The organism is Porphyromonas sp. COT-239 OH1446 (genome assembly GCF_000768875.1).
Taxonomy (GTDB): domain Bacteria; phylum Bacteroidota; class Bacteroidia; order Bacteroidales; family Porphyromonadaceae; genus Porphyromonas.
Window position 1 is genome coordinate 1 of the sequence record NZ_JRAO01000017.1, and the last position, 19,473, is coordinate 19,473.

At 55.0% G+C, this 19,473-nt stretch carries 19 protein-coding genes; 12 read left to right on the forward strand and 7 right to left on the reverse strand.

What is annotated here, in order from left to right; translation table 11 throughout:
• Nucleotides 1-215: 215 nt before the first annotated feature.
• The 5 genes from HQ37_RS04680 (at nucleotide 216) to HQ37_RS04700 (ending at nucleotide 4,600) form a co-directional block, all read left to right on the forward strand.
• Nucleotides 216-1,196 (forward strand): acyltransferase, encoded by a 981-nt coding sequence (locus tag HQ37_RS04680; RefSeq protein WP_036881141.1) that lies wholly within the window; start codon nucleotides 216-218, stop codon nucleotides 1,194-1,196.
• Nucleotides 1,197-1,246: 50 nt separating this feature from the next.
• Nucleotides 1,247-1,879 carry a Crp/Fnr family transcriptional regulator gene (locus HQ37_RS04685; protein ID WP_036881144.1) on the forward strand — a complete coding sequence of 211 codons (633 nt, stop codon included), beginning with the start codon at nucleotides 1,247-1,249 and terminating at the stop codon, nucleotides 1,877-1,879.
• Between the two features lie 75 nt (nucleotides 1,880-1,954).
• Entirely contained in the window at nucleotides 1,955-2,731 is a 777-nt protein-coding gene (locus HQ37_RS04690; RefSeq protein ID WP_235264637.1) for a sulfite exporter TauE/SafE family protein, read from the forward strand.
• 97 nt (nucleotides 2,732-2,828) lie between these two features.
• A complete protein-coding gene (locus HQ37_RS04695) occupies nucleotides 2,829-4,244 on the forward strand; it encodes a rhodanese-like domain-containing protein (RefSeq protein ID WP_036881149.1) in 1,416 nt (471 codons plus the stop codon).
• The gene (locus HQ37_RS04700) at nucleotides 4,217-4,600 is read left to right on the forward strand and encodes a rhodanese-like domain-containing protein (protein ID WP_036881152.1); all 384 of its coding nucleotides are present in this window, start codon (nucleotides 4,217-4,219) and stop codon (nucleotides 4,598-4,600) included. The genes HQ37_RS04695 and HQ37_RS04700 overlap by 28 nt, the downstream gene beginning before the upstream one ends.
• Before the next feature lie 117 nt (nucleotides 4,601-4,717).
• Here the strand turns inward: HQ37_RS04700 and HQ37_RS04705 are convergent, their stop codons facing one another.
• From HQ37_RS04705 to HQ37_RS04715, 3 genes are all read right to left on the reverse strand, one after another.
• Nucleotides 4,718-5,299 (reverse strand): Maf family nucleotide pyrophosphatase, encoded by a 582-nt coding sequence (locus tag HQ37_RS04705; protein ID WP_036881154.1) that lies wholly within the window; start codon nucleotides 5,297-5,299, stop codon nucleotides 4,718-4,720.
• 27 nt (nucleotides 5,300-5,326) lie between these two features.
• Nucleotides 5,327-5,644 (reverse strand): hypothetical protein, encoded by a 318-nt coding sequence (locus tag HQ37_RS04710; RefSeq protein WP_036881155.1) that lies wholly within the window; start codon nucleotides 5,642-5,644, stop codon nucleotides 5,327-5,329.
• 75 nt (nucleotides 5,645-5,719) lie between these two features.
• Nucleotides 5,720-6,241 (reverse strand): HAD family hydrolase, encoded by a 522-nt coding sequence (locus HQ37_RS04715; RefSeq protein WP_036881156.1) that lies wholly within the window; start codon nucleotides 6,239-6,241, stop codon nucleotides 5,720-5,722.
• Nucleotides 6,242-6,837: 596 nt separating this feature from the next.
• Here HQ37_RS04715 and rplS point away from each other — a divergent pair.
• The 7 genes from rplS (at nucleotide 6,838) to nqrF (ending at nucleotide 13,321) form a co-directional block, all read left to right on the forward strand.
• A complete protein-coding gene (rplS, locus tag HQ37_RS04720) occupies nucleotides 6,838-7,197 on the forward strand; it encodes a 50S ribosomal protein L19 (protein ID WP_036881157.1) in 360 nt (119 codons plus the stop codon).
• 233 nt (nucleotides 7,198-7,430) lie between these two features.
• Nucleotides 7,431-8,786 carry a Na(+)-translocating NADH-quinone reductase subunit A gene (locus HQ37_RS04725; RefSeq protein ID WP_036881158.1) on the forward strand — a complete coding sequence of 452 codons (1,356 nt, stop codon included), beginning with the start codon at nucleotides 7,431-7,433 and terminating at the stop codon, nucleotides 8,784-8,786.
• A gap of 29 nt (nucleotides 8,787-8,815) precedes the next feature.
• Nucleotides 8,816-10,033: an NADH:ubiquinone reductase (Na(+)-transporting) subunit B gene (locus tag HQ37_RS04730; RefSeq protein WP_036881159.1), complete on the forward strand. Its 1,218-nt coding sequence runs from the start codon at nucleotides 8,816-8,818 to the stop codon at nucleotides 10,031-10,033.
• A 15-nt stretch (nucleotides 10,034-10,048) separates the two neighbouring features.
• Nucleotides 10,049-10,789 (forward strand): NADH:ubiquinone reductase (Na(+)-transporting) subunit C, encoded by a 741-nt coding sequence (gene nqrC, locus HQ37_RS04735; protein WP_036881160.1) that lies wholly within the window; start codon nucleotides 10,049-10,051, stop codon nucleotides 10,787-10,789.
• Between the two features lie 2 nt (nucleotides 10,790-10,791).
• The gene (locus HQ37_RS04740) at nucleotides 10,792-11,421 is read left to right on the forward strand and encodes an NADH:ubiquinone reductase (Na(+)-transporting) subunit D (protein WP_036881161.1); all 630 of its coding nucleotides are present in this window, start codon (nucleotides 10,792-10,794) and stop codon (nucleotides 11,419-11,421) included.
• Between the two features lie 24 nt (nucleotides 11,422-11,445).
• The gene (gene nqrE, locus HQ37_RS04745; protein ID WP_036881162.1) at nucleotides 11,446-12,060 is read left to right on the forward strand and encodes an NADH:ubiquinone reductase (Na(+)-transporting) subunit E; all 615 of its coding nucleotides are present in this window, start codon (nucleotides 11,446-11,448) and stop codon (nucleotides 12,058-12,060) included.
• A 28-nt stretch (nucleotides 12,061-12,088) separates the two neighbouring features.
• Nucleotides 12,089-13,321 (forward strand): NADH:ubiquinone reductase (Na(+)-transporting) subunit F, encoded by a 1,233-nt coding sequence (gene nqrF, locus HQ37_RS04750; protein WP_036881163.1) that lies wholly within the window; start codon nucleotides 12,089-12,091, stop codon nucleotides 13,319-13,321.
• A gap of 220 nt (nucleotides 13,322-13,541) precedes the next feature.
• On the opposite strand, the gene htpG is transcribed toward nqrF, so the two are convergent.
• The 4 genes from htpG to HQ37_RS04770 all read right to left on the reverse strand — a co-directional run bounded on the left by htpG (nucleotide 13,542) and on the right by HQ37_RS04770 (nucleotide 19,441).
• Nucleotides 13,542-15,599 carry a molecular chaperone HtpG gene (gene htpG / locus HQ37_RS04755; RefSeq protein ID WP_036881164.1) on the reverse strand — a complete coding sequence of 686 codons (2,058 nt, stop codon included), beginning with the start codon at nucleotides 15,597-15,599 and terminating at the stop codon, nucleotides 13,542-13,544.
• A gap of 445 nt (nucleotides 15,600-16,044) precedes the next feature.
• Nucleotides 16,045-17,262 (reverse strand): ABC transporter permease, encoded by a 1,218-nt coding sequence (locus HQ37_RS04760; RefSeq protein ID WP_036881165.1) that lies wholly within the window; start codon nucleotides 17,260-17,262, stop codon nucleotides 16,045-16,047.
• Nucleotides 17,262-18,452, reverse strand: a complete 1,191-nt coding sequence (locus tag HQ37_RS04765; protein ID WP_036881166.1) for an ABC transporter permease — start codon at nucleotides 18,450-18,452, stop codon at nucleotides 17,262-17,264. The genes HQ37_RS04760 and HQ37_RS04765 overlap by 1 nt, the downstream gene beginning before the upstream one ends.
• A complete protein-coding gene (locus tag HQ37_RS04770) occupies nucleotides 18,449-19,441 on the reverse strand; it encodes an HlyD family secretion protein (RefSeq protein WP_036881168.1) in 993 nt (330 codons plus the stop codon). Before HQ37_RS04770 ends, HQ37_RS04765 begins: the two co-directional genes overlap by 4 nt.
• Between the last annotated feature and the right edge of the window lie 32 nt (nucleotides 19,442-19,473).

A 19,473-nucleotide genomic window follows, 5' to 3' on the forward strand; every position in this document is an offset into this window, starting at 1 on the left:
AAACTATCCTTACGCAAGAGGCTGTTCAAAGCCGCTCTCAATATAGACTATCTCAAGAAGCTCCTAAAGATTTGATGCGGTTGCCCTGACCATTGGGCTGGATCTCTTCAGATTAGCCTGCAAACCGCTATCTTTGTTCTCCATAGAGCTCGGATCGGCGAAGTCCTAGAGCATAGCCCTGAGCGAGAAAAAAGTATTACTTTGCATCAGAAACAATGACTACAACATCAGCCGCAGCACGGCCATCTATCAGCTCTCTCTACGTCCTCAAAGCCATCGGTGCTTTTCTCGTAGTGGCTTGCCATACACCTTTTCTGTGGGATGTCAAGGAGTGGAGCGATCCGGTGCACACCATGGCCGTACCGCTCTTCTTTATGATCAGTGGTTACCTGCTCTACGCTCCCGAGGTCGAGATCTCCGAAGCTCGAGCCCTCAAGATGATTAAGAAGCTCATCCCCATCATCCTCATCGTCAATCTGATCAATTACCTTTGGGTACTGCCCAATCACGGCAATGTGATCGATAGCTGGGACAAGCTCATGCGGCTCATCCTCCTAGGGGGGACGATCTCGGGGCATCTGTGGTATCTGACAGCCTTGCTCGAGGGGATGCTCCTGCTCTATGCTCTGCTTCGCTGGTTCAGAGGCTGGGGGATTAGCCTCCTGCCCCTCTTGCTCGTGCTGAACCTCCTGGTCGGGAGGTATCATGATGCCCTCTTCTCGTTCGATGTCTCCATAGCCCTGTATAGTGTCATCTGCTATGGCCTCCCCTTCCTCGCCTTGGGCTACTTGATCGGCAGGTATCGAGAGCGGCTCTCGGGGCTCCATTGGCAGTGGATCTCGCTGGCCCTGCTCGTCCTCTCGTACCTCGAGTACATCCTCTTCATCGGCCTCGAGAGCTCGGGGCTGGGTATTTACCTCATGACTGCGCCCCTGGCGATGAGCCTCGTGATGCTTGCCCTAAGCTACCCAACGTTTGGGGCAGGAGGAGTGCTGGAGCGTATTGGTCTGCATCACTCGGGCAATATCTACTACTTCCACATCATGATGGCCACGGCCAGCATCAAGCTGCTGGGGCTACTTGGCTTGGGCGGGCTCTATGATCCCCTTGGGGCAGTGTGGGCCTATGTCCTGACACTCCTCTTCTCCGTGGTGCTGCGTGCTGTGCAGAGCCGCCTCGGCCTCAATATCCTCTGATCCGTGATGCTCAGCCCTAGGGGTCGGGGAAACTTTTGTAAGTTTGCCCTATGAATCAACTAGCACAGATCACTGAATTTCGCTCCTCGCCCGAGCTGGTCGAGAAGCTCTACGAGTATAGCATCCTCAAGACTTACCCCACAGGTAGTCGCATCCTCAGCGAGCATGCGCATATCCGCTCTATCCCTATCGTTACCCGAGGGGCGATGAAGGTTATTCGCTCGGAGGAGGACGGGCGAGAGATCCTGCTCTACTATATCAAGGCTGGCGAGAGCTGCATCATGTCGCTCCTCGGAGGGCTGCACAATCAGCGCAGCAAGGTGCGTGTGGAGGTCGAGGAGGAGGCAGAGATCCTCTTCCTACCCCTCGAGCGGGTTACCGAGCTCATGCGTGAGCACTCCGAATGGCTCAACTACATCTTCCGTTCGTATCACAAGCGATTCGAAGAGCTGCTCGAGACGATCAATGCCATAGCCTTCCGCCGAGTAGACGAACGATTGCTCGACCTGCTCTACAAGAAGCAGGAGCTGACGCAGTCCTCGACCCTACAGATTACCCACGAGCAGCTGGCCATCGAGTTGGGCACAGCCCGAGCTGTCGTCTCTCGCCTGCTCAAGCAGCTCGAGGAGGCGGGCAAGCTCTCCCTCGGGCGCAATCGCATCACTCTTATGTTACCCAAGTAGCTGTAGAGCTCGGAGGGATTGGCGAGTTTTGCCCTCCTAATCAATCCTTAGATCTTTATGTATATCGTAGGCCTTTTGGCATCTATCCTTATTGGCATCTCTCTTGGGCTCATCGGTGGTGGCGGTAGCATCCTCACCGTCCCTGTGCTGGTCTATCTCTTGGGTGTCGATCCCGTATTGGCTACGGGTTACTCTCTACTTATTGTCGGAGCCACGAGTGCTGTCGGCAGCATCCCTTACTTCCGCTCAGGCCAGGTACACCTGCCTACGGCCCTGACCTTTGGGCTACCCTCGATCATCGCAGTCTTCCTCACTCGTTCGTTCCTCGTACCTGCTATTCCTGAGACGATCTTTACGGTCGGTAGCTTCACGCTCGATAGGGGTACGATGCTCATGCTTCTCTTTGCCCTGCTGATGCTTGCGGCCTCCGTCGGTATGATTACCCCAAGCCGTGCACCGCAGGAGGCCTCAGAGCAAAAGGGTTTCCACTATGGTCTCGTCTTGCTCGAGGGACTAGTGGTGGGGACATTGACAGGGTTGGTCGGGGCTGGCGGAGGCTTCCTGATTATCCCCGCACTGGTAATCCTAGGCAAGCTGCCGATGAAGCAGGCTATCGGGACCTCACTGCTCATTATTGCAGCTAAGTCGCTACTAGGGCTGCTGGGAGAGAGCCAGTTGTCTCTCTGGGACTGGACGCTCCTTCTTTGGGTTGGGGGGCTAGCTATCGGGGGAATATTCATTGGAGTAAAGCTCTCCGGTCATATAGACGGAGCGAAGCTCAAGCCTGCCTTTGGATGGTTTGTTTTGGTGATGGGGATCTACATGATCGTTAAGGAAACATTGCTGCATTAGAGCCCTCTAGGCCTTATGTAACAAAAGTAGCTGTGGGGGGCAAAAACTTCGACGACCTTTGCAGCGTACAAATTCCACCACTTAACACTATCCAACGATGAAAGTAGAACAGATCTATACGGGCTGCCTCGCTCAAGGAGCCTATTACATCACCTCAGCGGGTGAAGCCGCTATCATTGATCCTCTCCGTGAGACTAAGCCCTATTTGGAGCGTCTCGAGAGGGATGGAGTCCAACTCAAATATATCTTCGAGACCCACTTCCATGCAGACTTCGTCAGTGGGCATGTTGATCTCAGTCGTGCTACTGGAGCTCCGATCGTTTATGGGCCTACAGCCAAGCCAGGCTTCGAGGCCATCGTGGCCGAGGATGGGCAGAGCTTCCGAGTAGGTGAGGTGTCTATCCGAGTGCTGCACACCCCAGGGCATACGATGGAGAGCAGCTGCTATTTGCTCATCGACCAAGAGGGGCGCGAGACGGCACTCTTCAGCGGTGATACGCTCTTCCTCGGAGATGTTGGCCGTCCCGACTTGGCGCAGAAGGCCGCTGGCTTGACGCAGGAGGAGCTGGCGGGTCTCCTATACGATAGCCTGTACGGCAAGATCCTCCCCCTGTCGGATGAGGTTACGATCTATCCAGGCCACGGAGCAGGCTCTGCCTGTGGTAAGAATATGATGCGCGAGACGGTGGATAGCCTAGGCAATCAGCGACGGGTCAATTATGCTCTCAACCAGCCTAGCCGTGAGGCCTTCATCGCATCAGTGATCGAGGGTCTGCTGCCTCCCCCTGCCTACTTCGGCGGCAATGTGGCGATGAATAAGCAGGGCTATGAGAGCCTAGACAATGTCCTCGGTACTGGACTTACGGCTCTAAGCCCCGATGAGCTAGTTGCTCTTGTCTCCGTCTCTGGAGCTCTCGTGCTCGACGCTCGCAACCCTGCAGACTTTGCTGAGGGCTTCATTCCTGGCTCGATCAATATCGGTCTCGATGGCGACTTCGCCCCATGGGTAGGGGCAATGCTGGTGGATGTGCGCCAGCCCCTAGTGCTCGTAGTTGACCCCGAGCGAGAGGAAGAGGCGATCACGAGACTGAGTCGTGTGGGCTTCGACCATGTCTTGGGTTACCTCAAGGGGGGCTTCGCTGCTTGGCAGGCCTCGGGTCGAGAGATCGATCGCATCGAGCGTATCTCTGCCGAGGAGCTGGCCCTTCGCCTCGAGGGCTCTAAGCCTATGATCGTCGATGTGCGTAAGGAGAGCGAATATGCCTCTGCTCATGTGCATGACGCCTACAGCCGTCCGCTAGCCTACATCAACGACTGGATGGCCGATCTACCCCGAGAGGAGCATTTCTACATCCATTGTGCAGGAGGCTATCGGAGCATGATCGCCTCAAGCATCCTGCGCTCGAGGGGATATTACAACTTCACTGATGTCGCTGGTGGCTTCGCTGCTATTGCTCAAACCAACATCCCTCAGACAGACTTCGTATGTCCAAGCAAGATCTCAAGCAAATAACTCTATCGATCCTATTCATCTCAATCCTATTCATCATGTTCGGATTACTCAAGAATCTCTTTTCTCAGCCTGATAACAGTGCTGTCCTCGAAGCCTTGCGTGGCAAACCCTTCCTCGTAGATGTGCGTACACCAGGCGAATTTGCCTCTGGTAGCGTACAGGGAGCAGTCAATATCCCCCTGGATGAGGTCGCTAGTCGCCTCAAGGAGTTCAAGGGCAAGGAGAGTATCATTGTCTTCTGCCGCAGCGGTAACCGCAGTGCTCAGGCTAAGGCGATCCTCGATCGGAATGGTATCCCCAATGTCCTCAATGGTGGGACTTGGGATCAGGTAGCTGCTCTCAAGGAGAGTCTCTAGCGGCTTCGGGGTTAAATCTCCCTCGGGTCGATATCCAATGAAACGATATAGGGTATGGCGGAGCTATTGCTCTGCCATACCCTATATCATTACTGCCCGAGGGGTGGGGTGAGAAGGTTAGAAGAGGGTGAGCCGCTCGGCAATCTGATGCACGGGTAGGCCCATTACATTGTAGAACGATCCCTCAACCGAGCGGATGGCTCGGTAGCCAATCCACTCCTGGATGCCGTAACTGCCCGCCTTGTCCATCGGGCGATAGCGAGAGACGTAGTAATCTATGTCGGCCGCACTAAGCTGGCCGAACGAGACCTCAGTGCTACAGAGCCCCTCCTCTCGACGCTCCCGGCTCCACAGGCAGAAGCCCGTGAGCACCCGATGCCTGCGCCCACTCAGCAGGCTCAGCATCTCTCGCGCCTCCTCTTCTGAGGCGGGTTTACCCAGGAGACACCCCTCTACGAGCACGACCGTGTCGGCCGTGATGAGGAGGTCGTCTGCACTCAGCTCGGGGATGTAGGCCGTGGCCTTCTGACGGGCAATGTAGAGGGCGACCTCATCGAGAGGAAGGCTCTCGGGGTAGCTCTCATCGATTTCGGGCATGGGTTGCTGGACGAAGTCGAGGTCTAGACCTCGGAGCAACTCTACCCGTCGAGGGGATTGAGAGCCGAGGATAATGCGGTATCGGGCAAGGTTGTCCCACATAGCTATCTGATAGAGATGAAGGAGGGCTTAGCCTCTGAAGAGGAGGATGAGTAGACTGACTAGGGTGAAGAGTACCCAAACGGTGAAGATGCTCCAAAAGGCCCAGAGGACACTCTCCTGTCTACGCCGACGCAGGTAGAGGATGCAGAGGAGCGAGCCCTGAAGGCCGAGGTTCATCGCAATAGTCGTCAGGAGGTTGGACGTGGGCGCAAGGAGCTCTGCCCCGAAGTAGAGGAGGCAGGAGACTAGAGTCCCAAGGAGGGCAGGCCATACCCTCTGCCAGGATAGGGCTTCAGCCTTTGGGCTGGGCGAGCCTTGGGAGCTCTCTTGAGTGCTGGATGTCATTGTTACTATTCTTTAAGGGTGAAGACCCCGAGAGGTATTCGACTCAGAAGTCGATCGAGGGAGTGCTGCATGGCCTTACCAGCCGAAGCCCTCGCCCGTGCTCCATTTGCCCGAGGCCTTGAGGGTCTGTTCGATCAGATCACGCACCACGCCATAGCCTCCATTGCATAGGGAGATATACTTAGCTACACCTTTGACCTCGGGGGCAGCATCGGCAGGGGCGCAGGGGAGAGCCACGAGCTGCATGACGGGTAGGTCGGGGATGTCGTCGCCGATGTAGGCCATCTCGTCTCGGGAGATACCGCTCAGACGCTCCAGTTCACAGAGCTGGGCGACCTTGTCTTTGGCTCGCATGTAGATGTATTGGACGCCGAGCTGTTCGAAGCGTTGGGTCATCGCTTCGCTCGCTCCGCCCGAGATGATTGCGATCGTATAGCCTTGCTTGACGGCATACTGCATCGCATAGCCATCCTTGACATTGACCGTGCGCATGGGCATGCCGTTGCTGTCTACGGGGCTTACCGTGGCACTGACAACGCCATCCATATCGAGGACGAAGGCCTTGATACGGGTCAGATCAAAGGGGATACTGCTCATATAACATATATATAATTAGGGTAAGAGGCAATTGATTGCGGAGCGATCGCCTGAGGGAATCCTCCTAGCCAATGCCCGAACAAAGATAATGTTTGTCGTCGAATGTTCGCAGGATGAGGTGCATGGATGCTGCACTCCCCCCCCATCCGATAGCTCCGAGAGAAGCCCTATCGGGATCGTTGTCGAGAGCCCATCTAGAGCCTCTCTGGAGATCTAAGTAGGAGTGCACTCGAGACTCAAGTAGGAGCTCGATCGAGCTCCTATTTGGGTCTCACCTGCGATCCTATTTAGACCTCCGTTGTGCTCCTACGACGCTCGTTTGTAAGGGAGAAGCCTGCGTTTTTTCTCAGTCATCCCCCGGCCCTTGGATGTGGTGGTGTGTCCCCTGCCTTCGAGCCTCGAGGGTGGTAGGATGACGCAGTCGCAGAGCTCTCCCCCATCGAGAGCGCAGCTATAGGCTTGATTTAAGGGCCTCAGGATTGCGAAATTTGTGTTACCTTTGCACCCGCTTGGCGCAATCTCTGTCGGGATATATCGAGAGACCCGTTACATTGCGTTTAGTTTATTACTAATCAATTAAGCAACAGTAAAGACAAATGGACTTTATTCAGATCGTTAATGATGCTTTCGCTGCTGGCAAGGAGCATCCCGCTTTCCGCAGCGGAGACACCATCACCGTAGACTACCGCATCAGCGAAGGTGGCAAGGAGCGTATTCAGAGCTACCGTGGCGTAGTGATCCGCATCAGCGGACATGGTCGCAAGAAGCACTTCACCGTGCGCAAGATCTCTAACGGCATCGGCGTAGAGCGTATCTTCGCTATCGAGAGCCCCTTCATCGAAAAGATCACCGTTGAGAAGTATGGTAAGGTACGTCGTGCCAAGCTCTACTATCTGCGTGGCCTGACTGGTAAGAAAGCTCGTATCAAGGAGCGTCGCGTAGTACTCGAGAAGTAGCCGTTGCCTACGATCATCCAGCACACCTAGACTGTTCTCAACAATGAGATGGGGATAGGATGAGTAAAAGGTTACCCCATAGGGCCTCAGGGCTCTATGGGGTGATTGTGTTTCTTGCCCCGAGGCTTTACTCTCACAGACCTCAAGGATGTCGCTCGAGGGGCGAGGCTCTTCACCCCAAAAGGTGTACCTTTGCATCAACACTAAATTTTCATAAACTATCACTTCGTTTTATGGCAAATGCTATTTCAATAAAGAGAGGGCTTACGCTGAATCTCAAGGGCAAGGCTCCCGAGAGCCTGCTCGATGGGACGAGACAGGGTAAGACCTATGCCGTCGTGCCAGATGACTTCGTGGGCCTCACCCCCAAGGTGGCGGTACACCCTGGCGAGCGAGTGCTCGCCGGCGACCCGATCCTCTGGCACAAAGCTTGCCCCGAGCTCAAGCTGACCTCGCCCGTGAGTGGAGAGGTCGTAGCGGTCAATCGTGGTGCCAAGCGTAAGGTGCTCAGCATCGAGATCCGCCCCGATGCCGAGCAGCAGTACAAGGGCTTCGATACGACTGCCGCCCGTGGTGGCTCTCGTGAGGCTATCCTCGATCTGCTGCTCGAGAGTGGTCTGTTTGCATTCATCAAGCAGCGTCCTTACGACCGTATCGCTAACCCAGCTGTCGAGCCTAGAGACATCTTCGTTACGGCTAACTTCACCGCTCCACTAGCTCCCAACTTCGATTTCCTCGTTCGAGGACGTGAGGATGAGCTTCAGCTAGCCCTTGATGCACTGGCTCGTCTTACCTCGGGTCGGGTTTACCTCGGTGTCCGCCCAGGTAGCCTAACGAACGTTCGTGGCGTAGAGCGTGTAGAGGTGAGCGGCCCACACCCCGCAGGCCTTGTAGGGGTGCTGATCAATAACCTCAAGCCCATCAACAAGGACGAGGTCGTCTGGACGCTCAAGGCTACAGACCTGCTGATCATTGGCCGCCTGCTCAAGCTCGGTCATGTGGACTATACCCGCACGATCGCCCTCACGGGTTCGGAGGCTAAGGAGCTGGGCTACATCAACATCCTGCCTGGTGCTCGCCTCGAGGACGTCCTCAGCGGTCGCTTGGGTCGCAAGCAGGAGCATACCCGCATCATAGACGGAGACGTCTTCACTGGGGTGCGGGTAGATGCCGAGCATGAGTTCCTCAGTCTACAGAGCGATCAGATCACCATCATCCCCGAGGGCGACGATGTACACGATATGTTTGGTTGGGCCCTACCTGGCTTCGGTAAGTTTAGTATGAGTCGTAGCTTCTTCAGCTGGCTTGCGCCCAAGAGCAAGGAGTACGTCCTCGATGCCCGCTTGCAGGGCGGGGTGCGTGCCATGATCATGAGTGGGGAGTACGATCGAGTGTTCCCAATGGACATCTATCCGGAGTTCCTGCTCAAGAGCATCATCGCCTTTAACATCACAGATATGGAGAACCGTGGCATCTATGAGGTTGCCCCCGAAGACTTCTCTGTCTGCGAATTTGTGGATACGTCCAAGATGCCCCTACAGCAGATCGTACGCCAGGGGTTGGATGAGCTCTACAAGGAAATGAACTAATTTGTCTCATCACTTATAAGGATACAACCTTGAACGCTTTAAGAAAACAACTTGACAAGATCAAGCCCGCCTTCGAGAAGGGCGGTAAGCTAGAGGCCTTCCATACAGCGTTTGATGCCTTCGAGACCTTCCTCTTCGTCCCCAATACGACGAGCAAGCGAGGGGTACATGTACACGACGCTATAGACAGCAAGCGCACCATGACCATGGTCATCATGGCCCTCATGCCTGCGCTGCTCTTCGGGATGTACAATCTAGGTTATCAGCATTATTTGGCTATCGGAGAGGAAGTCGGCTTCGGCACTAAGTTTGCCTATGGGCTGCTCTCGATGCTCCCACAGATCCTCGTGAGCTATATCGTAGGGCTCGGTATCGAGTTCATTATTGCCTCCAAGAAGGGACACGAGGTGGCCGAGGGCTTCCTCGTAACAGGGATGCTCATCCCGATGATTGTGCCCGTAGAGACGCCTCTATGGATGATTGCTGTGGCTACGGCCTTTGCCGTCGTATTCGCCAAGGAGGTCTTTGGGGGTACGGGCTACAACATCTTCAACGTGGCACTCGTTACCCGTGCCTTCCTCTTCTTCTCCTATCCTGCGGCCATGTCTGGCGACTCTGTTTGGGTTCGTCTAGGTAGCTCCTTCGGCCTCGGTGGAGGGACGGCCGTGGATGGCTTCTCGGGTGCTACTCCGCTGGGACATATTGCTGCTGCCAAGGTCGCTGAGGGAGGCACTGCTCAGGAGGCTTACGACACTGTCTCTGCCCTCTTGCCCTCGAACTGGGATGCCTTCTTCGGGTTCATCCCCGGCTCTATCGGTGAGGTCAGCACACTGGCCATCCTACTCGGCGCACTCTTCCTCATCTGGACGGGAATTGCCAGCTACAAGATCATGCTCTCGGGCGTGCTCGGTACAGTAGTGATGGCGAGCCTCTTCAACCTTATCGGGGCGACGCCTCAGATGCTGGTTAGTCCACTGCAACACCTGCTCTACGGGGGCTTCGCCTTCGGTATCGTCTTCATGGCCACCGACCCTGTAACGGCGGCTCGTACCGAGACGGGTAAGTGGATCTATGGCTTCCTCATCGGGGTCATGGCCGTCTTCATCCGTGTACTCAATGCAGGCTATGCTGAGGGAATGATGCTCGCAATCCTCCTGATGAATACCTTCGCTCCGCTGATCGACTATGTCGTGGTAGAGCGTAATACCAAGCGTCGCCTAGCACGTGTACTCAAGTCTAAGGCTTAATACTATTTCGGCAATATGAATACGGACAAGAACTCATATACCATCATATACGCAGCCGTGATGGTCATCGTGGCTGCTGTACTGCTCGCTGGGGCTGCTACCGTCCTCAAGGACGCACAGCAGGCTAATGAGAAGGTCGACAAGATGCAGCAGATCCTTCGCTCGATCGGGCAGTCGCCTGAGAAAGCACAGGTTCAGAGCACTTACAAGACCTTGATCAAGAAGGAGCTCCTGGTCAATAAGGCTGGGCAGATCGTAGCCTCCTTCGAGGCGGACGAACTGAGCGAGAGCAAAGCCTTCAAGGAGAATACTGAGATGCTCTTCAAACTCGAGGCTAAGTCTCCCGAAGCTGATCGAGCATTCCCTCTCTATGTAGCCGAGATCGAGGGCAAGACAGCCTATATCCTGCCCATGAATGGGGCTGGACTTTGGGGCCCTATCTGGGGGTACATCGCCATCGATGCAGCCGACAACTCTACTGTCCTCGGTATCGACTTCGGCAACAAGGGTGAAACTCCAGGCCTCGGAGCAGAGATCTCTACCTCTGCCTTCGCCCAGCACTTCGTTGGCAAGCAGATCTTCAAAGACGGAGCTTTCAAGAGCATTGCTGTCGTGAAGTCAGGCAGTAAGATCGAAGGCCAAGACCATGTAGACGGGATCTCAGGCGGAACGCTCACCAGCGATGGCGTACATGCCATGCTGCTGAGCTCTATAGCTCCTTATAAGAGCTTCCTTACAACCTCTAATGCTCAATAGTCATGTCTCTCTGGAACAAAAAGAATAAGGAAATACTCCTCAACCCCCTGGGCAAGAGCAACCCCGTACTCGTGCAGATGCTCGGCATTTGCTCGGCTCTAGCTGTAACGGTCAAGCTCGAGCCTTCCATCGTGATGGCTCTAGCTGTAACTGTTGTGGTTGCCTTTGCCAATGTGATTATCTCTCTCTTGCGCAAGACGATCCCTAGTCGTATCCGCATCATCGTGCAGCTCGTAGTCGTAGCTACGCTCGTAACGCTCGTCAGCGAGGTGCTCAAGGCCTTCGCTTACGACGTGAGCAAGCAGCTCTCGGTCTTCGTCGGGCTGATCATTACGAACTGTATCCTCATGGGTCGCCTTGAGGCCTTCGCCTTGGGTAATGGCCCTTGGGAGAGCTTCCTTGATGGGATCGGCAATGGGCTCGGCTATGGTATCGTACTGGTTGCTGTGGGCTTCTTCCGAGAGCTCTTAGGCACAGGTCAGCTGCTGGGCATGCAGATCCTGCCACAGGGTCTCTACGATATGGGGTATGTGAACAACGGTCTGATGATCCTGCCTCCGATGTCTCTGATCCTCGTAGCAGTGCTGATCTGGATACAGCGTGCGCACAATAAGGATCTCCAGGAAAAGTAGTCTCACCTCCCAAATATCAATAGAATGGAATCATTAGCATTATTCTTCCGGTCCATCTTTGTGGACAATATGATCTTCGCCTATTACCTCGGGATGTGTTCGTTCTTGGCTGTGTCCAAGAATGTGAAGACTTCTTTTGGGCTAGGCTTAGCTGTTATCTTCATCCTCACCTGTACGCTCCCTATCAATTACCTGCTGGAGACGAAGGTCTTCAAGGAGGGGGCTCTCAGTTGGCTAGGTGAGGAGTATGCTCATCTAGATTTGTCTTTCCTCTCGCTGATTGTCTTCATTGCTGTGATCGCTTCGTTCGTGCAGCTGGTGGAGATGATAGTAGAGCGTTTTAGCCCCTCGCTATATGCATCGCTCGGGATTTTCCTGCCTCTGATCGCTGTGAACTGTGCCATCCTGGGTGGATCGCTCTTCATGCAGCAGCGTGAGTTCGTTAGTGTTGGCGAGGCAACGGTTTATGGCTTTGGCTCGGGCATTGGTTGGCTTTTGGCTATCGTTGGGATGGCGGCTATTCGCGAGAAGCTCCAGTATTCGGACATCCCCAAGCCTCTGCGTGGGCTAGGCATTACCTTCATTGTTACGGCACTGATGGGTCTAGCCTTCCTGAGCTTCTCTGGGGTTAAGATGTAATGTATAACGAAACAACGAGATCAAGACAATGACTGTAATCATCATAAGCGTGGCTGTCTTCCTGCTGATCACGCTGATCCTAGTGCTGACTTTGCTGGTGGCCAAGAGCAAGCTCGTGCCATCGGGCAATGTGAAGCTCAATGTAAATGACGAGATGAATACCGATGTTGCCATCGGTGGGACGCTGCTCTCCACACTACAGGGGCAGAATATCTACCTCTCCTCGGCCTGTGGTGGCGGTGGTAGCTGTGGCCAGTGCCGCTGTCGTGTCGTAGAGGGTGGGGGAGAGATTCTGCCCACGGAGCAGGGCTTCTTCAGCCGTAAGGAGCAGAAGGAGCACTGGCGTTTGGCTTGCCAAACTAAAGTTAAGCAGGATATGAAGGTACTCGTGCCCGAAGAGGTCTTCGGGGTGAAGGAGTGGGAGTGTGAGGTCATCTCGAACCGCAACGTATCGACCTTCATCAAGGAGTTCGTCGTGAAGCTCCCCGAAGGGGAAGTGATGAACTTCAAGAGTGGTAGCTATGCGCAGATCACGATCCCCAAGTATGATATCAAGTACTCGGACTATGATATTGACGAGAAGTTCCATGAGGACTGGGATAAGTTCAAAATGTGGGATCTGACCGTCAAGAACGACACGGAGACGGTGCGTGCCTACTCGATGGCCAACTACCCAGCCGAGGGCAATATCATCACGCTCAACGTGCGTATTGCTACTCCTCCCTTTGACCGTGCGACGGGTGGCTTCATGAAGGTTCCTCCTGGGATCTCTTCGTCCTACATCTTCTCGCTCAAGCCTGGGGACAAGGTGAAGATGAGTGGCCCTTATGGAGATTTCCACATCCAGGAGACTGACAATGAGATGCTCTATATCGGCGGAGGTGCAGGGATGGCTCCGCTGCGTGCTCAGATCCTTCACCTCTTTAACACGGTCAAGACTGGCCGCAAGGTGAGCTACTGGTATGGGGCACGAAGCAAGAAGGAGATCTTCTACGAGGAGGATTTCCGTGAGATTGAGCGCAACTTCCCCAACTTCAAGTTCCATATCGCTCTGAGCGATCCTCAGCCCGAGGACAATTGGGATGGTTATGTAGGCTTCATTCACCAGGTGATCCTCGACAACTATCTTAGCAAGCACGAGGCTCCTGAGGATATCGAGTATTATATGTGTGGCCCTGGCCCTATGGCCAATGCTGTCAAGGTGATGCTGGAGAACCTCGGTGTAGAGCGTAGTTCGCTCTACTTCGACGACTTCGGTTAGTCGCTGCCTCGACTCATATATCTATGAACAAGCTCCCCCGTGCCACGAGTGGCACGGGGGAGCTTTGCTTTGGGACTGAAGGCTCGAGACCTTCTTCGGTTGAGGAGGATGATATCCTTTGAGCCTAGGCTTAGCTCGGGAAAAGAGGAGGGGCTACGCAGAGATGATTGGTCTCTGCATAGCCCCTCAGACCCCAATGGGTAGGTGGCAGTCGCTATGCCTAGAGCATGCGCTGGCTACGTTGGATGAAGTGGGCAAGAGCTTCACCCGTGAGCAGTCCGCTACCCAGCAGGGCGAGGTCTACGAGCTGACCGACGAGGTCATTGCCTGCTCCGTAGGCCTTGAGTTCGGAGTTGATCGAGCCCTCGATCTGAGCCTGCTTGAAGGTGAGATCCTCGAGCGCAGAGCGATCAGCCTCGGAGATCTCCTCAGCCTTCTTACCCTCCTGAGCCTTACGAGCCTCATCCACTAGAGCCGTTTGGGCGGTAAGTTCCTCACGCTTGGGGGCGAGGGCTGTCTCGAGCACCTTATCTTCGTCCGCTAGAATGCGTCCGATGAGGGCATGGTCGCTATTGAGGATGACGCTGTAGCTCTCGGGCATCTCGCCGTAGAAGCTCATACCTGGCTGTAGGCGAGCCATCTCTTGCATGCGACGCATGAACTCTGCTTGGGTGATGAGGATCGCCTCGGCACTCTCGCCGAGAGCCTCGAAGGTAATGTGGAAGTTCTTCTTCTCCATCTCGGGCAGGCGACCTGTGAAGATCTGTCGTAGACGCTCCTGTTCATCCGTGCTGAGCGTTACCTCGCGATGCTCGTCCTTGACGATGAGCTTGCCGATGGAGTCGGAGTCTACACGTACGAAGCGGGTCTTGTCGAGCTTCTGCTCCAGCTGTCCTACGGCATGCACGTCGAGAGGGCCATCGAGTACGAGCACGGAGTAACCCTTGGCCTGGGCTCGCTGGATGTGGCTGTACTGAGCCTCGGGGTCTGTGGTGTAGAGCTGGATGAGCTGACCGTCCTTGTCCGTCTGCTCGCCCTCGATTAGGCTGCGGTACTCGTCGAGGGTAAACTTCTTGCCCTCGACGTCAGTCATGAGGACGAACTTCTTGGCTCGGTCGTAGAACTTCTCATCGCTCAGCATACCATACTGCACAAAGATCTTGAGGCTATCCCACTTCTCTTCGAACAGGGTGCGATCGCTTTTGAAGATCTCTTCGAGGCGGTCGGCGACCTTCTTGGTAATGTGGCTAGCGATCTTTTTAACCTGTGCGTCGCTCTGTAGGTAAGAGCGGGAGACATTGAGTGGGATATCTGGCGAGTCGAGTACCCCATGCAGTAGGGTGAGGTACTCGGGCACGATGCCCTCTACCTCTTCGGTAACGAAGACCTGGTTGCAGTAGAGCTGGATCTTATTGCGCTGCAGCTCCATTTGGTTCTTGATCTTGGGGAAGTAGAGGATTCCTGTCAGGTTGAAGGGGTAGTCTACATTCAGATGGATCCAAAAGAGTGGCTCCTCCATATTCATGGGATAGAGCTGACGGTAGAAATCCTTGTAGTCCTCCTCCTTGAGTTCGCTAGGCTTGCGTGTCCAGGCGGGGTGCGTATCATTGATTTGGTTGTCCTCGTCGGTGTCCTGCATCTTGCCGTCCTTCCATTCTTGCTTCTTGCCGAAGACTACGGGGATGGTGAGGAACTTGCAGTACTTGTTGAGCAGCCCCTCGATGCGAGACTTGTCGAGGAACTCCTTGCTCTCCTCGTCGATGTGCAGCACAATATCTGTACCTCGGTCAGCCTTGTTTACCTCCTCGAGGGTGTACTCGGGCGATCCATCGCAGCTCCATTTGACGGCCTGGGCATCCTCGCGATAGCTCTTGGTGATGATGTCCACACGTTTGGCCACCATGAAAGAGGAGTAGAAGCCGAGCCCAAAGTGCCCGATGATGGCGAGCTTGTCATCCTTGTATTTGTCGAGGAATTCCTCTGCCCCAGAGAAGGCAATTTGGTTGATGTACTTGTCTACCTCCTCGGCACTCATCCCGATTCCTCGGTCGCTGATGGTGATCGTGCCTGCCTCGGGGTCGGTAGAGATCATGACCTTGAGGTCGCCAAGCTCGCCCTTGAATTCGCCTAGGGAGCTTAGGGCACGCAGCTTTTGGCTGGCATCTACTGCGTTGCTGACGAGCTCACGCAGGAAGATGTCGTGTTCGCTGTAGAGGAATTTCTTGATGACGGGGAAGATGTTTTCACTCGTTACCCCAATCTTACCATTCTTACTCATTGCTTTGTTCGTATCGTTTTATGTTGTGATTGTATCTATTGTCTTGCAGCCCCTCGGAGAGGTTTGCCGCTCAGCCAAAGACTAGGGCAAAGAGAGTGCCAAGGGGAGGAAGTGCTGTCGATCCTGCCATCTTGGCAGAGTGTTGCTCGTTGAGAGCTCTTCTGAAGGTTTATCTCGGCCTCTGTTTCGATCCTACTTATAGCTCCATGTCGATTCTATTTAGAACCTCGATCGAGGTTCTATTTATGTCTCATTTTCGATCCTACTTGAGTCTCGCTTGCGATCCTATTTAGACCTCGACGGAGCTCCTATTTATATCTCATCTTCGATCCTATCTAAACCTCGATCGAGCTTCGGATAGAGCAAAGAGAAGCCCCCCTCGGGCATGCTCATAAGCATTCGAGGGGGGCGAAAGGCATTCACCCTAGGAGCAATACAGCGAGACTTAGCTCTGCCGAGCCGCTATACGGTGGTGATGACTGATGATACGCTGTCGATAGTACACGAGGCAGGTCGTTATGAGATAAATGAAGCTCTGCAACCAAAGCCCCAAATATTCACCTGAGACCTGAGAGAGCGATGAGCCCATGTTGTTGAGCTTGACGAAGCCATTAATCCCCAGTGTAGAGGGGAAGAGGTACGAGACATAGTGCCAAAAAGCAGGTACAGAAGCTCCAGGCCACGAGATCCCCGAGATGAAGATGAGCGGAACGGAGGTGAAGACGAAGAGCAGCATACAAGTCTCCCGATTGCGCACGAAGACAGAGAGCGTCATCGAGAAGAAGATCGAGCTCAGAAGATAGGGCAGGACGAAGAGGACTATCTCCTGCCATTGCCCAATCTGTACCAGGGAGAAGAGCCTGGGTACACACCACAGCACATAGACCGCTACGAGGGCATAGATCGTGAGGTAGCTCAGTCCCTTGCCTGCTACGATGCGTAGCGTGCCCCGATAGTGCCTATCCTCGGGGATCAGGTCTCCCCAGCGGCTATGCTCTCGTGCCGTCCCTGCCGAGAGGCCTATACCCAAGAGGAGGGTTTGCTGCAGCATCAGCACCAGTACAGCAGGTAGGAGGAAGGTCGCAAAGCCTATCGTCGGATTGTACAGAGGCACCTCTTCGTAGGCGATCGGATAGGCAACCAGCTCGTCCGTACGGGTAGTAGTGCTCGAGCTACGGGCGATCTTGATCTCTCCGTTCATCTCGAGCGAGACGAGGGTATTGCTCAGCAGGATGCCTTTGTAATAGAGTAGGCCACTCATATCACAATAGAGACTGACCTTGGCCTGACGACCCGTGGCGACACATTCGCTGAAGTCTTGGGGGATGTAGATAATGCCATAGGCCTCACGCTCCCGCATCAGACGCTGAGCCTCGGCCAAGTCCGCACATTGAGCCACGATGCTGACCTCTGGGGTCGCATCCACTCGTCTGAGGTAATCTCGGCTGAGCGAGCTATGACTATCGTCCACGACTACCGTGGGGACTTCTCGCACCTGCTCGGCATTGTAGATATAGCCATAGAGCAGGGGATAGAGCAGAGGCACAACGATGAAGAAGATCAGCACCCCCATATCCCGACGCATCACTCTCAGCTCCCGGGCCCAGATGTAGAAGAGGTCTCTGAGGCCTTGGCTAATGGTCTGTAGATTGATCTTTTTCATTATGGTGTATAAGTATTATGCAGCAAAGCATGCTTGAGACGAGGCAGGATGAGCAGCGGAGCCAGGACAAAAGCCGCCAGCGCCAAATAGTGGAGACCGGCATGATGCAGGCTATAGCCATTGAGAGCCTGATTGACATAGATGAGGAAGTAATGCCTCAAGGGGAAGAGGACGCTCAGCGACTGAACCGCCCCCGGCATAGCCATTACTGGGAAGGAGAAGCCCGAGATCGACAGCGACAGCACACCCCATAGCGACGCCAAGCTGAGGCCGAGACGTAGCGTGGGGAAAATCCCCGCCATCAACACCCCAAGCCCTTGCGAGGCGAGGGCGAAGGCTGCCATGGCTAGGATCATCGGCCCAATACCCGAGTGGCAGGGGAAGCCTAAGAAGCGATACAAATACACACTCATGAATAGCCCTACGACCAACCAAACAAGTGTCTGAGGCAGCAGTTTGCCCATGAGAGCCCGCACGATAGAGCCTCGACCCATTCGTAGCCAGTCCTTGGCTGTATTGTGCTTGATCTCGATGGCGATAGAGCACACGGTGATCATCATGATGAGCAGCCCCATGACCCCAGGCAGGAGGGTATTGCTCAGATAAACCGAGTAGTTGAGCCAAGGATTGCCCAGCGGATGAGCGTCGATGGCGATAGGTTGCAGTGCGGGCATGATCTGCTCCTCCGCTGCACCACGGGCATAGAGCATCGATCGGGCTGCAGCCCCCGAGCTCAGTTCGCTCATCGTCTTCATATCTCGGAAGAGGAGCGACCCTGCGATCAGATAGGAGTAGTTGCAGTAGAAGGAGACCTTAGGCTGACGCTGCGCCTGAGCATCCGCCGAGAAATCCCTGGGCAGGAGGTAGAAGCCGTAGATCTCACCCCGCTGGACAGCCTCTCGAGCCTCCGATACGGAGGCGTATCGCTGCATGACGCCTGTTAGGGCGAAGGCATCTAGGTTGCGTGCCACATTGCGAGACATTGATGTGTCGTCGAGGTCTACCACCCCTGCAGGCAGATCCTGAGGTAGGCCCGAGTCCATCAGCGAGGTGAAGAAGACGCAGCAGAAGAGCGGCGCAATCACCATGCAAAACAGATACAGCGGCCGAGAGACCAATATGCCGACCTCTCGCCTAGAGACCTGACCGACGGGGTGAAGCCACGAGGCTAAGGCATCTAGAGGTTTCATGAGCGCACAATAACAACCGACATGCCTGGACGTAAGCCCTCGATAGGCTCAACGGGACGAGCCTTCACCTCGAAGGTCTTGAGGTCGAACTGTCTTGAGGTCTTGGTCGCCTTCCACACCGCATAAGTGCCTAGGCTCTTGAGTGAGTAGACCTTTAGACGAACGGAACGGTTACCCAGCGCAGGAACGAGGGCGTCGAACTCTGCCCCCATGCTGAGCTCCTGGAGGCGATCCTCCCGCACGTTGAAGCTCACCCACATCTCCTCGAGCTGTGCTACGTTCATGATCGGAGCACCAGTGCCTACCAGCTCCCCAACTTTGGGGAAGATGTCCGACACCTCGCCAGGCATCTGAGCTATAAGGTAGGTCTCGCTCATATAAGCCTCGACCTCGGCGACGGCCCCTCGGGCACGGTCGAGCAGGGCCTCAGCCGCACGCTTGTCTTCGAGCTCGGCACCATTTTTGGCCATGCTGTACTGGGCATGGGCCGCCCGCTCGGTAGCCATCGCAGCTGTGCGCTGAGCAGTGATCTCGTCGAGCTTCTGTGTGGGGATGATGCCCTCATCGTGTAGCTTCTTGAGCCTCTGATAGGACTTATCCATGAGGGATAGGCCAGCCTTAGCCTTCTGCCACATCTCGTAGGCGGCTTGTATCTGTTCGCCTCGAGCTCCCTTGATGGCCTTAGCGTTCTGTGCCTGGGCGGCTGCTTGGGCTGCAAGGGCTTGCTCCATCTTGGCTCGCACCTCGGGAGCTTCGAGGATGGCCAGGGTGTCGCCCACCTGCACGCTCTGGCCTTCCTCTACGCGAAACTCGAGGATGCGACCAGGTACTTTGCTGGAGACACGGTACTCCGTGGCCTCGGCTTGCCCCTGGATGATGTCGTCCTCTCCTGAGATAAAGATCAGCCCAATAAGGGCCACTAGGAGGATGAAGCCCAGCAGGCCAGCGAAGCCTACTAGCATGCTGCTATTGTTCGATTTCTGTGTCATGACTTATAGTTGGTGATGTGATATACTCTTGG

Excerpts from the sequence above, each read along its gene's own strand:
- HQ37_RS04680 (WP_036881141.1), top strand. The coding sequence starts at position 216 with ATGACTACAACATCAGCCGCAGCACGGCCATCTATCAGCTCTCTCTAC.
- HQ37_RS04685 (WP_036881144.1), top strand. The coding sequence starts at position 1,247 with ATGAATCAACTAGCACAGATCACTGAATTTCGCTCCTCGCCCGAGCTG.
- HQ37_RS04695 (WP_036881149.1), top strand. The coding sequence starts at position 2,829 with ATGAAAGTAGAACAGATCTATACGGGCTGCCTCGCTCAAGGAGCCTAT.
- HQ37_RS04700 (WP_036881152.1), top strand. The coding sequence starts at position 4,217 with ATGTCCAAGCAAGATCTCAAGCAAATAACTCTATCGATCCTATTCATC.
- HQ37_RS04705 (WP_036881154.1), bottom strand. The coding sequence starts at position 5,299 with ATGTGGGACAACCTTGCCCGATACCGCATTATCCTCGGCTCTCAATCC.
- HQ37_RS04710 (WP_036881155.1), bottom strand. The coding sequence starts at position 5,644 with ATGACATCCAGCACTCAAGAGAGCTCCCAAGGCTCGCCCAGCCCAAAG.
- HQ37_RS04715 (WP_036881156.1), bottom strand. The coding sequence starts at position 6,241 with ATGAGCAGTATCCCCTTTGATCTGACCCGTATCAAGGCCTTCGTCCTC.
- rplS (WP_036881157.1), top strand. The coding sequence starts at position 6,838 with ATGGACTTTATTCAGATCGTTAATGATGCTTTCGCTGCTGGCAAGGAG.
- HQ37_RS04725 (WP_036881158.1), top strand. The coding sequence starts at position 7,431 with ATGGCAAATGCTATTTCAATAAAGAGAGGGCTTACGCTGAATCTCAAG.
- nqrC (WP_036881160.1), top strand. The coding sequence starts at position 10,049 with ATGAATACGGACAAGAACTCATATACCATCATATACGCAGCCGTGATG.
- HQ37_RS04740 (WP_036881161.1), top strand. The coding sequence starts at position 10,792 with ATGTCTCTCTGGAACAAAAAGAATAAGGAAATACTCCTCAACCCCCTG.
- nqrE (WP_036881162.1), top strand. The coding sequence starts at position 11,446 with ATGGAATCATTAGCATTATTCTTCCGGTCCATCTTTGTGGACAATATG.
- nqrF (WP_036881163.1), top strand. The coding sequence starts at position 12,089 with ATGACTGTAATCATCATAAGCGTGGCTGTCTTCCTGCTGATCACGCTG.
- htpG (WP_036881164.1), bottom strand. The coding sequence starts at position 15,599 with ATGAGTAAGAATGGTAAGATTGGGGTAACGAGTGAAAACATCTTCCCC.
- HQ37_RS04760 (WP_036881165.1), bottom strand. The coding sequence starts at position 17,262 with ATGAAAAAGATCAATCTACAGACCATTAGCCAAGGCCTCAGAGACCTC.
- HQ37_RS04765 (WP_036881166.1), bottom strand. The coding sequence starts at position 18,452 with ATGAAACCTCTAGATGCCTTAGCCTCGTGGCTTCACCCCGTCGGTCAG.
- HQ37_RS04770 (WP_036881168.1), bottom strand. The coding sequence starts at position 19,441 with ATGACACAGAAATCGAACAATAGCAGCATGCTAGTAGGCTTCGCTGGC.